Annotated in this window: 15 protein-coding genes and 1 tRNA gene; 2 read left to right on the top strand and 14 right to left on the bottom strand. The window is 41.3% G+C overall.

Going from position 1 to position 14,931, the window contains the following annotated elements:
* Positions 1-35: 35 nt before the first annotated feature.
* Positions 36-1,043 (bottom strand): DMT family transporter, encoded by a 1,008-nt coding sequence (locus HXT43_RS01780; protein WP_004106469.1) that lies wholly within the window; start codon positions 1,041-1,043, stop codon positions 36-38.
* Between the two features lie 344 nt (positions 1,044-1,387).
* Here HXT43_RS01780 and HXT43_RS01775 point away from each other — a divergent pair, with 344 nt between their 5' ends.
* The gene (locus tag HXT43_RS01775; RefSeq protein WP_004106472.1) at positions 1,388-1,792 is read left to right on the top strand and encodes a pyridoxamine 5'-phosphate oxidase family protein; all 405 of its coding nucleotides are present in this window, start codon (positions 1,388-1,390) and stop codon (positions 1,790-1,792) included.
* A gap of 314 nt (positions 1,793-2,106) precedes the next feature.
* Here HXT43_RS01775 and HXT43_RS01770 read toward each other — a convergent pair whose 3' ends face one another.
* From HXT43_RS01770 to HXT43_RS01725, 10 genes are all read right to left on the bottom strand, one after another.
* On the bottom strand, positions 2,107-2,556 hold the full coding sequence (locus HXT43_RS01770) for a DUF3021 family protein (RefSeq protein WP_004106474.1): 450 nt from the start codon (positions 2,554-2,556) through the stop codon (positions 2,107-2,109).
* A 108-nt stretch (positions 2,557-2,664) separates the two neighbouring features.
* On the bottom strand, positions 2,665-3,174 hold the full coding sequence (locus HXT43_RS01765; RefSeq protein ID WP_004106477.1) for a LytTR family DNA-binding domain-containing protein: 510 nt from the start codon (positions 3,172-3,174) through the stop codon (positions 2,665-2,667).
* A 138-nt stretch (positions 3,175-3,312) separates the two neighbouring features.
* Positions 3,313-4,131 carry a histidine phosphatase family protein gene (locus HXT43_RS01760; protein ID WP_004118985.1) on the bottom strand — a complete coding sequence of 273 codons (819 nt, stop codon included), beginning with the start codon at positions 4,129-4,131 and terminating at the stop codon, positions 3,313-3,315.
* A gap of 24 nt (positions 4,132-4,155) precedes the next feature.
* A complete protein-coding gene (gene rsfS / locus HXT43_RS01755; protein ID WP_004118984.1) occupies positions 4,156-4,578 on the bottom strand; it encodes a ribosome silencing factor in 423 nt (140 codons plus the stop codon).
* A 36-nt stretch (positions 4,579-4,614) separates the two neighbouring features.
* Positions 4,615-6,024, bottom strand: coding sequence for a bifunctional UDP-N-acetylglucosamine diphosphorylase/glucosamine-1-phosphate N-acetyltransferase GlmU (gene glmU, locus HXT43_RS01750; protein WP_004118983.1), 1,410 nt, complete (start codon positions 6,022-6,024; stop codon positions 4,615-4,617).
* A 114-nt stretch (positions 6,025-6,138) separates the two neighbouring features.
* A tRNA-Gln gene (locus HXT43_RS01745) sits at positions 6,139-6,209 on the bottom strand.
* A 91-nt stretch (positions 6,210-6,300) separates the two neighbouring features.
* Positions 6,301-7,323: a ribose-phosphate diphosphokinase gene (locus HXT43_RS01740; RefSeq protein WP_032835511.1), complete on the bottom strand. Its 1,023-nt coding sequence runs from the start codon at positions 7,321-7,323 to the stop codon at positions 6,301-6,303.
* A 96-nt stretch (positions 7,324-7,419) separates the two neighbouring features.
* Positions 7,420-8,232, bottom strand: coding sequence for a nicotinate-nucleotide adenylyltransferase (gene nadD, locus HXT43_RS01735; RefSeq protein WP_004118981.1), 813 nt, complete (start codon positions 8,230-8,232; stop codon positions 7,420-7,422).
* Positions 8,222-8,740 carry a phosphoribosylglycinamide synthetase gene (locus HXT43_RS01730; RefSeq protein WP_112928724.1) on the bottom strand — a complete coding sequence of 173 codons (519 nt, stop codon included), beginning with the start codon at positions 8,738-8,740 and terminating at the stop codon, positions 8,222-8,224. The genes nadD and HXT43_RS01730 overlap by 11 nt, the downstream gene beginning before the upstream one ends.
* Positions 8,741-9,133: 393 nt before the next feature.
* Positions 9,134-10,411 carry a glutamate-5-semialdehyde dehydrogenase gene (locus HXT43_RS01725; protein WP_421781042.1) on the bottom strand — a complete coding sequence of 426 codons (1,278 nt, stop codon included), beginning with the start codon at positions 10,409-10,411 and terminating at the stop codon, positions 9,134-9,136.
* Between the two features lie 199 nt (positions 10,412-10,610).
* On the opposite strand from HXT43_RS01725, the gene thrC reads away from it, so the two are divergent.
* Positions 10,611-12,137: a threonine synthase gene (gene thrC / locus HXT43_RS01720; protein WP_410294612.1), complete on the top strand. Its 1,527-nt coding sequence runs from the start codon at positions 10,611-10,613 to the stop codon at positions 12,135-12,137.
* 59 nt (positions 12,138-12,196) lie between these two features.
* On the opposite strand, the gene HXT43_RS01715 is transcribed toward thrC, so the two are convergent.
* From HXT43_RS01715 to HXT43_RS01705, 3 genes are all read right to left on the bottom strand, one after another.
* On the bottom strand, positions 12,197-12,865 hold the full coding sequence (locus HXT43_RS01715) for a regulatory protein RecX (RefSeq protein WP_415707149.1): 669 nt from the start codon (positions 12,863-12,865) through the stop codon (positions 12,197-12,199).
* A gap of 31 nt (positions 12,866-12,896) precedes the next feature.
* On the bottom strand, positions 12,897-14,036 hold the full coding sequence (recA, locus tag HXT43_RS01710; protein ID WP_004118965.1) for a recombinase RecA: 1,140 nt from the start codon (positions 14,034-14,036) through the stop codon (positions 12,897-12,899).
* A 205-nt stretch (positions 14,037-14,241) separates the two neighbouring features.
* Entirely contained in the window at positions 14,242-14,931 is a 690-nt protein-coding gene (locus HXT43_RS01705) for a CinA family protein (protein WP_032835514.1), read from the bottom strand.

The following is a 14,931-nucleotide window of genomic DNA, read 5'->3' as shown; positions in this document are numbered from 1 at the left end:
TATACATAAAACTTAGCTACACAAAACTGAAATGCCTAAGACTTAGCAACCTCAAAATCTCTATCTTTATAAGAAAGCTCACAATTCGCTCTTTTATCACAATAATGCTCACCTAAGCTTGCAGTAATAATTGCAGCAAATATTAAAGCAAATCCCACAAAAGCCATGTTAGAAACATGCTCATGAAAAAGAATAGTAGAGAATAAAAGCGTGAACAAACTTTCAGTGCACATAATCACAGAAGCGTTTGCAGTAGAAAGATTCACCAAACTATAGTTTTGCATAATTTGCGCAACTACTGTTACTACTACCGTAAGGTAGAACATATTAGCAAAAATAGAGAAATGATCAGCAGCATTAAAGTTTGGCAAAGGCTCACAAATAAGCGCACCAGCTACAAAAAGTACGCCTGAAACAACAAATTGCCCAAAAGTTAACGTAACTGGATTATATTTACGAGAATAATACGCAAGGAACGTAAGATTAAAAGCAAAAACTGCAGCACATAATAAAGTAAGGAAATCTCCATAAGACAATGTGAGAACAAGCATTCCAGGCTTTAATGCCACAAAACCTACTCCAGCAACGCACATAACTGCAGCTACTAATCCTAAAAGAGTTGGCTTTTTCTTGACAATTAACCAAGCAGAAAATGGCGTAATTACGCAATATGCTGCTGTCAAAAACGCGCTACGGCCTGGATCGATTGAACGTAACCCTTCAGTTTGCAAAATTAAAGTAGCATAATACGTAATTCCAGTTAGTAAAGAAGGAACAATAAGCTTTTTTGTAAAAGTTTTACGAAGCGTACCGAAAAAAATAATAGCCATAATTGTGCAAGCTCCAACCATACGAACGCCCATAAGCCATTGCACAGGAAACACTTCAAGAGCATATTTTGAAGAAACATAGCTGCCACCCCAAATAGCAGCACAAATCAACAACATAATCTGAGCAGTACGAACACTTTTGCCTTGAGGCATGCCCGATTTATCCGAAAGCGGTTCAGCTATAGATTTAGCTGTTTCATATTTCACCTTCATAATGTTCCCCTTCAACTATAAAAGTTGATTCTTTAAAATTTTTCTTTTATAAAGCGTTTTAGCTTATAAAATAGACAGAATAGCCGTAAAATCGTGAAAAGTACAACTTTCTGGCGTTCTTTCGTAAAATTTCCGATATACGCTCCAGAAAACAGTGGCAATCAAGTATTTTGCTGTATAAATTTCGCCCACGAAACTATTGAAGAATTGGGTGATTTATATCACAACTTACAATTTTTTTACGCTACACGCTCGTATACACTTTTAAATCAGCGTAATGTAGCAATGTAGGCTTATAAATTGCGTACGAAGAAAGTACGCAATCTTGTTAGGAAAGGAATATTATGGCAACTCTTAGCGCAGATATGAAAGAATTTATTGCGAATAATTTGGCTTGGATTGCAACAGTAAGCAAAGATGGCGAGCTTGATTTGGGACCAAAAATGTCTATGTTCGTACTCGACGACAACCACCTTGCCTACCACGAGCGCACTGCAGGTCAGCATTATAAGAACTTGCAAGACGGCAGCCAGCTGGTTGTAGCAGTTGCTAATTTGGCAGAAAAGAAAGGCTATCGCTTCCGCGGAACAGTAACTCTTCACACTGATGACGCGATTTACGAAGAACAGGTACGTGTGGCCGAAGAAAAAGGTACGAAGAAGCCAGCTGCAGTTCCAGTTATGGAAATCACTGAGATTCAGGACTTGACTTCTGGAGCTACTGCCGGCAAAACTATTGCAAAAGATTAATGCGTCGTCATTCAGTCGTGTGGATATTAGTGCGGTAGAGATTTGAGATTTTTCGCACTGAGCGCGGACGCTCGCGCGGGTAACGCGCTCACTACGAAACTCGCGTTGGAAGTCCACTGGACTTCCAACTTAAGCGAGTTTCCGCTCCGAGTTGCCTTCGCGCGCTACGCTTTAAACGCTCAGGCAGGTCGTCGCGCAAAACGCCGAATTAGTACGTCTATAGTAGGCGTCATACAATATCGAGTGGCGTTCGTCCTCAACGGCGAAGATGAACACCACTCAATTCTTTACTTGATTATTTAGTTGTCACTAATTTACTTGCTTTCTTTACGCAATGCTTTCAGTCTAGCGTTCATTTCTTTCGCTTTCTTCTTCTCGAAGTAATAAATTATTGCAGCAATAGGAATCGGTAAAATAACAGTGAACGCAATCCATCCGCAAATCACCGCTGGCTCATCTTTGAACGAAATCCATCCAACAATCACCGATACAATAAACTGAATAGCAATTGGCGGAACTAGCGCAAAAACGAACTTTGCAAAATTTGACATGCGTTCATTCGACCAAAAAATAGCGAACACTCCATATCCTATGCCTATAACAAACGATGCTACAGCATAAGATGCAATTCTATTTCCAACCTCACTATGCGCTAACAGACTTGATATAAAAGACATTACTGTAAAAATAGTGCACCCTATGCCAATGCCTTTAACAATGTTTTTTACCATTGTTTTACCTAATGTTGCAACTTGCTTTTCCATAATAATCGCTTCCTTTTAAGTATTAAAATCTAGTATTAAAAAATCAGTATTAAAATTTTGATAGTTTTATATTTGACTACATTCTAGCTACATTCGTTATTACTATAACTACATCCCTAAGCGCTTTTTGAACCCACCTAAGCATCTGCGACTAATCCACTCAACGCTTCCATCGTCCATTTTTACGCTCATACTTCCACCAAATCCTGGATCAACTCGAACAATGCGATTCAAGTTCACGATTGCGGATTTAGATATGCGCACAAACGACGCGAATTGCGGATTGTCAAAATCCATTAGGCGCTTGTAAGACACGCACTCGCCTTTATCACCGTGAATGATTACGCGCGAATTTTCAACGCAAATCATAATCACATCTGGCTCATGCATAACAATAATCGAATCGTTAATATAACCGTATATGAATGGATTATTGTTGCTCAACTTATCTGAAGTATTAATTTCAGTATTATTTTCAGCACTTCTTACATTTGCATCATTGGAGTCAATGCTTTGTAACTGAGCGATAATGTGCTTAAGCTCATCGTCAATATTGTGAATTGACAACTGAACTGACTGCTCTTCCTCAGGCGGAACGATAGCAATAGTTACTTTCATCAAGCCTCCTTTCCGTACACTACTGTTAGCGTTTGTTAGCTTTTTGTTTTGTAATTTTGACTATACGGCACTGTAAATAGTCTGTCTTTACAAAATCGCTAAACGGTAGCTTTCGGTAATTAAGCGGTAAAGGAGAGATTACGCAGCACCCCAAATGCGAATAAGACGCTGGCTTGTAGGGTCAGCTGCAGGACCTTGATCATAAGCATCCAAACGCCAATGAATCGAACCATCAGCGTTAAGACTTGGAATTAAGCGCGCCCAACGACCGTTTCCCATGCCGCCAATCGTCTTGTAAGAAGGATCTACTTTATCTAATCCAAGCAGCTTATGAACAGTTTGCGAAAGACAGGAACCATGTGAAAATACTAGCAAATCACGGTCTGCGCCAGTTTTGCGAGCCCAATCTTCTACTGCAGCAGCAGCGCGCTCTCCTACTTCCTGCTTAGCTTCAGCACCATGACGAAGCTCTCCGCTTTTACCTTCAACCCAAGCTTTGAAATCTTCCGGCCACTGCTCGCTAATCTGCTGACGATTCAAACCTTCCCACTCGCCAAAGAAACGCTCGCGCACACCATTTTCAACATGCACATGAAGCCCAATCTTATCTGCAAAAGCATGAGCAGTCTGTTGAGCACGAATAAGTGGAGAAACAATCGCCACAAAACTCGCGTCCGCTTCTTCCGGCGTAATGCGCACGTGTTCAGTGCTGTTCGGGTCCTTTGGATCTTCTAAATCAGAAGCACCAAAAAGCACGCGCAAAGCTTTTCCAGAGCGAGTCACCTGATCCATTCCAGACTCATCCAAAGCAATATCAATCATGCCTTGCAAACGGAACTGTGCATTATACGGAGTTTGACCGTGGCGAATAAGCATAACAGAACGAGCAATTCCTTCATGCGCACTATTAATGGAATTATTTACGTTACTCGCAACATTTTCTACGAAATCAACCATGGTTTGTACCGTACTTTCTTCTTATTATTCAGTTTCGCTAGAATCTTCAGTTTTGCTAGAATCTTCAGTTTCGCTAGCATGCTCTGGCAGTTGCAAATCGATTGCCGGGCAATCATTCCACAGGCGTTCCAAGCGGTAGAATGCTCGTGCTTCCTCATGCATTACATGAACCACAAAATCGCCAAAATCAAGCAAAATCCACTGTGCTAATTCCAAGCCTTCACGAGATAAAGCCTTGCGTTTGTTGTCTTTCAAGTACAAGTCTTTTTCGATTTCTTCTGCAACAGCTAATACTTGACGCTCATTTGAAGCAGAAACAACTAACATAGCATCCGTAATACCAAGCAAATCGCTTACATCAAAAGCCTGCTCGTTCGTTGCTTTCAAACGGTCTGCAGCAGCGGCAGCAATACGAATTGCACTAATTGAGCTTTCTAAAGCTGTCATAATGTTACTACTCCTTAATTCTCCAACAAACGCTTTTTAGCGTTCCCAAGCTGGCTTCCAGCCCTCTACAACGTGCTGAGTATTTTCCGAGTACACCATAGAATCAGCCGGAACATCGTGACGTACCACCGATCCAGCGCCGGTAGTAACATCATCTCCCACAGTAACCGGTGCTACAAACAGGTTTCCTGCGCCAACGTGAGCACCAGAACCAATCGTAGTATGATTCTTATGCACTCCGTCATAATTTGCAGTAATCGTACCGCCGCCAATATTCGTATGCTCACCCAAATCAGCATCGCCAATATAGCTTAAATGAGGTACTTTAGTGCCATTTCCAATATGAGCTTTCTTCATTTCTACGAAAGCTCCTGCCTTACTTTCCTCACCAAGTACGTTTCCTGCACGCAAATACGTCCAAGGACCGATGTTTGCAGCTCTACAAATATGCGATTCCTGTACACGCGAACGTTCAACCACAGCATCCTCATCAATTTGCGCATCAATAAGAGTCGTGTAAGGGCCAACTACAGCACCACTTGCAACCGTAGTACGACCTTGAAGGAAGCACCCAGGAAGCACAGTAACATCTTGTGCGAGCGTAACACTATCTTCAATCCAAGTAGTATCAGGGTCAAGAATAGTTACACCTTCAAGCATCCATTTTTCGCACACACGCTTATTATGTGCTTTTGCGAGCGCAGCTAATTGCACACGATTATTTACGCCTTCTACAGTAAGCGGATCTGGAGCAGACATTGCACCAACATGACCAAACTTTCGAGCATGTTCCAAGGCATCAGTCAAATAGAACTCACCTTGAGCATTTTGAGAGTTAAGATCTGCAATCGCGTCACATAATACAGTCGCATCGAATACATATACAGAAGTGTTCACTTCATGAATAGCAAGCTCTCCAGCATTTGCATCCTTATGCTCAACGATTCGCAAAACGTCACCGTTTGCTTCGCGCACAATACGGCCGTAGCCAGTTGCATCGTCTAATACTGCTGTAAGAACTGTTGCCACATTGTTATTATTATTGTGAAAATCAACTAAAGACTGCAAAGTTTGCGTATCAAGTAGCGGCATATCGCTTGCGGCAATCAGCACAGCTCCTTTTAATGCTTCACCAGTTTCGTTTTTAGCAATTTCGTTAAGATCTTTAATAGCACATTGCACTGCTCTGCCGGTTCCAGGAGTTTCGTCCTGATTTACAATATGCACATTTTCGTTATAGCTAACAGCAGCAGCAGCTACGCGTTCAGCCTGAGCATGCACAACTACAGCTAGTTTTTTAGGATTTACGCCATTCATGGCATCCATAACACGATTGAGAAATGTTTTACCAGCAAATGGATGTAGTACTTTTGGAGTTTCTGAACGCATACGCGTCCCATCGCCTGCTGCCAAAATTATTGCCGCAGTTACATCATGCTTTTCCACGCATACGCTCCTTATACTATTTCAATAAATTTCGCTGTATGTAATTCTATTACTTATTAGCAGCGTTCAAAACAAAAAACGCCACCCGATTCAACGAGTAGCGCTTCAAGTAAGCTCCCTCACCTGGATTCGAACCAAGACAAAGGGTTCCAAAGACCCGTGTGCTGCCATTACACCATGAGGGAACGGCGGAAAAACCGCCAAGTCACTATTATGCCATAATATCGAAAAACGTCAAATTGGCGTGCCGAAAAGCAAACCGCACTAAATCAATACTTAAGCAAATAAGAATCCTTGTCCGTGATGCTCAGGATAAGTGTCGAAAAGCTTAGCAACCGAACCATCCTCAAACACTGCTTTAATAGCGCTTGCAAGAAGCGGAGCAATTGAAAGAACAGTCAAACCATCCCAACGCTTCTCTTCTGGAATAGGCACAGTATCAGTCAAAACAACTTCCCTAGCACCACAAGACTTCAAACGTTCGACTGCAGGACCAGAAAGCACGCCGTGAGTTGCAACAACTGTAACAGACTTAGCTCCAGCTTCCTTCAACACATTGCAAGCTCCTGCAATAGTTCCTGCAGTATCGATCAAGTCGTCAACCATAACGCAATCGCGTCCAGCAACATCACCAACGACGCGATTTGCAACCGTCTTATTAGGGCAAGTGATATCGCGAGTTTTGTGCACGAAAGCCAAAGGACCGCCGCCTAAGCGCTGAGCCCACTGTTCTGCTACGCGAATACGACCAGCATCAGGAGACACAACAGTCACATTAGCAAGATCATCGCGGAAACGATCACGTACGTAATCAACCAAAACTGGCATAGCAATCAAGTGATCAACAGGACCGTCGAAGAATCCTTGAGACTGAGCTGCATGCAAATCGACGCTCATAATGCGATCAGCACCAGCAGTCTTTAGCAAGTCAAACATCAAGCGGCAAGAAATAGGTTCACGACCGCGATGCTTCTTATCTTGTCGAGAATAACCAAGCAACGGGCATACTGCAGTAATTGAACGAGCAGAAGCCCTCTTCAAAGCGTCAATCATAATTAACTGTTCCATAATGGACTTGTTAACAGGATCACTGTGGCTTTGAATAACGAATACATCTGTACCACGCACAGATTGCGTATAGCGAACATACATTTCACCATTAGCAAAATCGTATGCCGTAGTTTCAAGTACATCAATTCCAAGCTGATCAGCTACATCACGAGCAAGCTTCGGATGTGCGCGACCGGTAACGAGAACAAGGTTTTTATCTGGCTTTCCTTCAAGGACGATGCTCACCATATCTCCAAACATTAGTTCGCTTTAATTCGCGAAATGAACATAATCAATACTAACTTTTTGCACAGACGATAAACGACAAGCCTACAAAATCAATAATTAAGCACGATACAAACCATGCTTAACTATGTACTGAACTACTCCATCTGGAACTAAATACCACACCGGCTCACCATGCTCAGCTCGACGACGAACATCAGTAGAAGAAATAGACAACGCTGGAATCTCTAAAATATCAACCGGCAAATGCGTAGAATCACAATGAACCATATCGTCACGATTCGCTGCAATACCAGTATCATTCGTATGCATTTGGCGAGGCATTAACGGAGAATTAGAATCTGCTAACTTTTCTGGCCTCGAATAGCCAGGACGAGTAACAGCCACAAATCGAGCCAAATTCCACATTTCGCGCGCATTTTTCCATTGCATTATTTCAGCAATAGCGTCAGCTCCAGTAATAAAGAAAAGTTCCGCATCAGGATGTTGAGCACGTATATCTCGCAAAGTATCGATAGTATAAGTAACTCCAGGGCGATCAATATCAACCCTAGAAACAGTGAACTTTGGATTTGAGGCTGTTGCAATAACAGTCATTAAATAACGATCTTCTGCATTCGTAACTTTTTTATCAAGCTTAAAAACAGGCCTACCGGTAGGAACGAAAATAACTTCGTCAAGATCATAAACCCAAGCAACTTCTGAAGCAGCAACCAAGTGACCATTGTGTATTGGATCGAATGTGCCGCCCATAATTCCAATGCGCTGACGCTCGTGCACATTGCCACGAGTAGAAGTACGTTTATGAACTGAATTCACAACCGCAGGAGGAGCCGCTTCTTTACCAGTAAACGCGCCATGAAATAGGTCAGACATGCGACGTTCTGCATCTTCGTAAATTTCAGGACTCATTCGCTTCAGATTCCTTGTCTTCCACTTGAGTTTCATTCACTAACCCAGATGCAACATTTGCGCTATCCGGATTAATATTGCCCATTTCTTCATCCCACTCATCTTTTACGACACGCTGGATTTCGGCAAAAGTTGGAAGAGGGAAATCTGGTTGATACGCACCACGAATTTTCGCTACAGATTCCGAAATTTTAGCAAGCATGGATGTCATGCCATCAATATCATGATCACGTTCTAATTCGCTAAACTTAATAATATTCTTTTCCATATTGCGAACATTTTTAAGAACATTATTAAACGAAGTTTCATCAGGAATAGTCACATCATTCGAATCAGAATCTGGCCAGCCCATTAACACTGCGTCAGCATACTCAAGCGATGAACGTTGCGATGCAGAAGCAATACCATCTTCAATTTGCACCAAAAAAACATATCGCACAATGGACAAACGTTCAGCAGCAATATCAAGCGCTTCAGCTGTACTCAAATTCACGTCATTATTAGGCATACTCTTACCTTACCGCCACGTAACTATTAAAACCAGTACGTCTATTTTTTAATTTGCTTACTGTGGCGCGAGTTTTGGGGGATTTCTCTCCTCGCAAGTTCCCGTCCTTCGTCGCTCTGGCTGTTAAAGATTTTACTGTCTGCTTTGTTCTTAAAATAATGTTGCTTCCTCAGTCCTCTTTTATTGCTCGTAAAGAAATCCCCCAAACTCTACATGTCAATCGTTAATAACCGTGCTCATCGCAGAGATTTTTCGATTTTTCTTCTTCACTCGGCTTGTCAGCAGCCTTCGGCTCTGACGTCCGCCTTCGTTCAGTGCGAAAAATCTCAAATCTCTACCACACGAATATTCACACGACTGAATAGTAGTGCGCATTGAGATGTAAAAAATAAACTATAAACGTATTTGCCCATCTCCGTAGCCGATCCATTTGGTTGTTGTCATTTCAAGCAAACCCATAGGGCCTCTCGCATGCAATTTTTGCGTAGAAATACCAAGTTCTGCGCCGAAACCAAATTCGCCGCCATCTGTAAATCGCGTTGAAGCATTTACCATAACTACAGCGGAATCAACACTTGCAATAAAACTTTGAATAGTTGAGTAATCTTCAGCAATAATGGTTTCAGTATGGCCAGTAGAATATTTCGCAATATGAGAAGCTGCATCAGTATAATCATCTACAACTTTCACACCCATATTCAGCGACAAATATTCTCGCTTCCAATCTTCCTCAGTGGCACACTCAAGCTGCAATCCTTGAATATTAGCGGATTGCAAAATATCGTAAGATTTATCGTCTGCATGCAAAATTACATTATGCTCAGCTAAAGCAGCAGCGATTTTTGGCAAAAATTCTTGCGCAACAGCTTTATGCACTAATAATTTTTCAGCAGCGTTGCACACGCCCACTCGTTGCGTTTTTGCATTAATAATGATAGGTACAGCTTTTTTAATATCAGCGCTTTTATCTACATAAATATGTACGTTTCCAGCTCCAGTCTCAATAACAGGAACCGTAGATTCTTGAACAACTGCTGCAATAAGATTTGCACTACCTCTAGGCACAAGCACATCAATATGACCGTGAGCATGCATCATTGACGTAGCTCCGTCTCTTCCTAAATCGTCAACAGCCTGAATCAAATCAGCACTAAAGTTAGAATTTTTAAGAACCGATTGTATAACTTCAATACTCGCCTGATTCGTATGAAGAGCCGCGCTTCCTCCTCGCAAAATCGCAGCATTTCCAGATTTAATGCACAAAGCAGCTACATCAATAGTTACGTTTGGACGAGCTTCGTAAATCATTCCCATAACGCCCATTGGAACTCTAATTTGCGAAAGTTTAATTCCATTAGGAAGAGTGTATCCGCGAACTACTTGACCTACAGGATCTTGCAATTGCGCAATTTTTCGCACGCTTTTTGCAGAAGCTTGGATTCGCTCTTCATCAAATTTAAGCCGATCGAGCTTTCCAGCATCCATTCCCTTAGCTTCAGCTTCTTTAAGATCTTTTTTGTTAGCCTCAGCAATATTTGAAGCTGCAAACTCTAAAGCATCTGCCATTTTTTCGAGAAGCGCATTTTTTGCGCGAGTATCTGCATGAGCAAAATTACGCCACGCTTTGCGCGCACAATCAGCACGAGCATTCACTAAATCATCAACAGACAACGTTCCCCCTATAGATTATTTGCCTAATCGCCAATTAATTAATAGTAAAACAAAAGCATTTATATATATGAGATTAGCACACGCCCATTCGCCCAGCGCTTCAGGTACCATAATTTGATATAAGTTGTGTAAATAATTTACATAAATAATCTACGTAAGTAAAAAATATTCTCTATAAACAGACGGTTACGGAGTTATTATGGCATCAGATACAACTATTTTCCATAGCACTCGTTCGCTTAAGCCAACATGCACATCAAAAGAAGCGATACGTAAAGGAATTGCTGAAGATGGCGGATTATTTGTAGCTGATAGCCTTGGTAGCGAGCGTTACGATATTTCTAAATTGCAAGGCAAATCATATCAAGAAATTGCGCAGGATATTTTGCAACTGTTGCTGCCTGATTATACTTCAGAAGAGCTTTCTTCTTGCATTAAACTGGCATACGGCAATCAATGGGCTAATAACGCTATTACTCCACTCCAGCAGCTTGGGAACACTAGCGATTTTGTGATGGAACTTTTCCATGGTCCTACTTGTGCGTTTAAAGACGTTGCTTTGCAAATGTTGCCACAATTAATGTCTCGCACTAAAACTCAACACGAGAACGAATCTGATATTGAAAAAAGCGTTATGATTCTAACTGCAACTTCTGGAGATACAGGTAAAGCTGCTTTGGCTGGTTTTGCTGATGTTCCAGGCACTTCTATGATTACTTTTTATCCAGAAGGAAAAGTTAGCCGCGTCCAAGAATTGCAAATGACTACTCAGGTAGGCGAAAATGTGAAAGTTTGCGCAGTCCGCGGTAATTTTGACGATGCTCAAACAGGTGTTAAACAGATTTTCACAAATAATGAGCTCAACAAAAATATTGAAGAAGATGCGAATACAGTATTGTCTTCAGCTAACTCAATTAACGTTGGTCGTCTTGTGCCACAAGTTGTTTACTATTTTGCAGCATACAAGCAGCTTATTGAACGCGAAGTTATAAAACTTGGAGACGAAGTAGAATTTTGTGTTCCTACAGGCAATTTTGGCGATATTCTAGCAGGATATTATGCAAAAATGCTTGGTCTTCCAGTGAAGCATCTCATTGTTGCTAGCAATAGTAACAATGTGCTTTTTGATTTTTTGGTAAGCGGCACTTACAACCGTCAGCGCACATTCCATCACACTGTTGCTCCTTCTATGGATATTTTGGTTTCTTCTAATTTGGAGCGAATGCTTTATTACATGTGCGATAAAGACACGCGTTTAATACAAATGCTTATGAACGATTTGACTCAGTGGGGCGCTTTTGAGATTCCAGAAAATGTGCTTGCAAAGATTCGCTCACTGTTTGGCTGCGGTTGGGCGAATGAGGATCAAATTCGCGAAGCTATTTATGACTGTTGGAACAAGTACAAGTATGTGATCGATCCACATACTGCTTGCGGATTCTTCGTTATGCAAAATATTCCACATGACGAAAGCACACCTAGAGTATTGCTAAGCACTGCAAGCCCGTATAAATTCCCTCGTGTTGTTGCTGAATCTTTGAATATTGAGCATGTGCAAGATATGGATGATTTCAAATGCATGGACGCTCTTAGTAAAGCTACAGGAACTAAAGCTCCAAGCATGCTTAGAAATCTTGAAAATAAAACTCCACGCTTTAATGATGTTATTAATGTTGAAGATATGCCTGAGTATGTTTTAGCTCAAGCGCATAATTTCGCAAAATAATCATAAAGTTTTAAGCGAAAGAGGCTGGTTTACTTGTATAATCCAGCCTCTTTTACTATTCATTCGTTATTACTTTCGAATAAAGCTGCATACACTTCGTTAATAACGTTTAAATCATGACCTTTTCTTGCAGCTGCTGCGAAAAATCTTCGTCTTCTGACTAAAGGCTCAAGATTTCTCGTGCGCGAAGCCGTTTTGCGACCGAGTTCCCACGCTGCTTCAGTGAATACTCCAGAGTTTTGAGCAGAAGCTACGTTTTGTGAAATAGCAGCAGGATCAACATTTTTACGCTGCAATTCCATTCGAGTAGCTCTAGCACCAAGAAGCCTCACAGCGCAAGAGCGAATCACCATTTGAGCATATTGATTGTCATCAAGAATATGCAATTCAAGCAAACGATGAATAACCGCGTCAATAGCAACTTCCGTGTAGCCTTTTTCTTTAAGCCTTTTGCGCATGTCCATCACAGAGCGAGGAGCATAATCTAAAAGCCTTAAAGCAGCTTCCCTGCAATCATCTTCACTACTATTGCAAAGTTCGTCGCTTAAATCACTTACTTTAGTGTTTTTTACATACGGCATGTTTTTTGTATTATTTTTTGCGCTTAAAAGTACTGATTTATGCGATATTTTTTTGCGAGTATGTGGCTTTACGCTATTACTTTCGTCATCTTCTTCAGTCCGCTCTACTGGATGATCGCGAAGAAAACTCTCTACACTAATAGGCATATTGCATTCGCTTTACACTGTAATCTTATTATTACTTCGATTCGGATGACTTTTGTGCAGAATTTTTAGCTACAGAATCATCAGCGAATTGATCTAGTTCAGAATCTTCAGCGAATTGATCTTCAGGATGCATTAAACCTAACGAAGCTTTGACTTTTTCGCTAATTTCTTCAGTAATAGCTGGATTATCTTTCAAGAACTTACGGACGTTTTCACGACCTTGTCCAAGCTGCTCACCGTCATAAGTAAACCAAGAACCAGATTTCTTAATAACTTCAGCTTGCAGCCCCATATCGATAACAGAACCTTCAGTAGAGATACCTTCTCCGTAAAGAACATCAAACTCAGCAGTTTTGAAAGGCGGAGCCATTTTATTCTTGACAATCTTAACTTTCGTTCGGTTGCCAACAGCTTCTTCACCCTCTTTAATAGTAGAAACTCTGCGAATATCCATACGCACAGACGCATAGAACTTCAAAGCTTTACCACCAGTGGTAGTTTCAGGGTTACCAAAGAATACGCCAATTTTTTCACGAAGCTGATTAATAAAAATAGCAGTAGTGCCAGCTTGTGAAAGAGCACCAGTCATCTTACGCAACGCCTGACTCATTAAGCGAGCTTGTAAGCCCACATGACTATCTCCCATATCGCCATCGATTTCAGCTTTAGGAACTAATGCCGCTACAGAATCAACAACAATAACATCTAACGCACCAGAACGAATAAGCATATCAGCAATTTCCAATGCCTGCTCACCGTTATCTGGCTGAGAAACAATAAGAGCATCCGTGTCTACTCCAAGCTTTCGCGCATAGACAGGATCCAACGCATGCTCAGCATCAATAAATGCCGCTACCCCACCATTTTTTTGAGCATTTGCAACGATATGCAAAGCAAGAGTTGTTTTACCAGAAGACTCAGGACCGTAGACTTCAACTATTCGCCCTCTAGGAACACCGCCAATCCCCAAAGCAGTGTCCAACGCTAATGAACCAGTAGGAATAACTTCTACATCTTGCATAGGTCTATCACCTAAGCGCATTGCAGAACCTTTTCCATATTGTCGTTCAACATTGGCTAAAGCAGTTTCTAATGCTGCTTGGCGACGTGGATCTGTTTTATCCGCATCAATAAGGCGATTAATACTGCCTTTACTTTTCGTTTGCGCCATGTATGCTACTCCTTTCGCATGCCGTTATGTATCGAACGACCTTAGTTCCATACTAGATTCAAGTACAAGCATTTTTGTGCAATGTGGATAAAACATTTAATCCAAGCACTTAAACGCTTAACTCAGCTTAAACCATCTCGACAAACACAAGTATACTACATATGCGAACATTTGTTCGATAGCGCGTGTCTTGATTACAACCCAACTACTTACAATCTTCGACATAAGCAATCAACTCATCAGCTATTCTCAACAACTGAAATACAGTAGATTCGCGAACTTCTTGACGACTGCCAGATAATCTCAATTCAAAAACAAAAGCAACACTTGATTGCGCAATTTTAGTTACGCTTTGACTTTCGATTTGAGCAAAATCATAATCATAGACGTTACTCACGCATCCATCTTCAAGTTCTTTATGAGCCGCATCTTTCACAGAATCCATAACATCATTAACTTTAGGCAAAAATATTCCAACATAAACTAAACCTGCTGGTTTATTGCCATCGGGACCAGGACCTGCAACACCAGTTGTAGACAAGCCAATAATAGGAAAATTTGCACAACACTCATAATCTTCCCCATACACCCATCCACTGCCACGATATATTTGAGCAGCTCCAAGCGCCATCTGAAAAGCAACATCCTGGTAAACCGCGCCTTCAGATTGTAAAAGATTAGAATTTACACCAAGAATTTTGGATTTAGCATGAATATCATAAGTGACAGCAGAGCCACAAAAAACTCGTGACGCGCCAGGAACAGAAACAAAAGCATCAGCCAAAAGCCCGCCAGTTAACGACTCTGCTGAAGCAATATGCATTCCTTTAATAAAACTTTTTTCCAATAGATCCGCGGCTAAAGAAACTGTATTAAAATCTGAAGAATTATTCAT

This window comes from Gardnerella sp. DNF01195 (assembly GCF_049244175.1).
GTDB classification, from domain to species: Bacteria; Actinomycetota; Actinomycetes; order Actinomycetales; family Bifidobacteriaceae; genus Bifidobacterium; species Bifidobacterium leopoldii.
The sequence above is the reverse complement of the archived record's forward strand: the minus strand, read 5'-3'. Positions and strand labels throughout refer to the sequence as shown.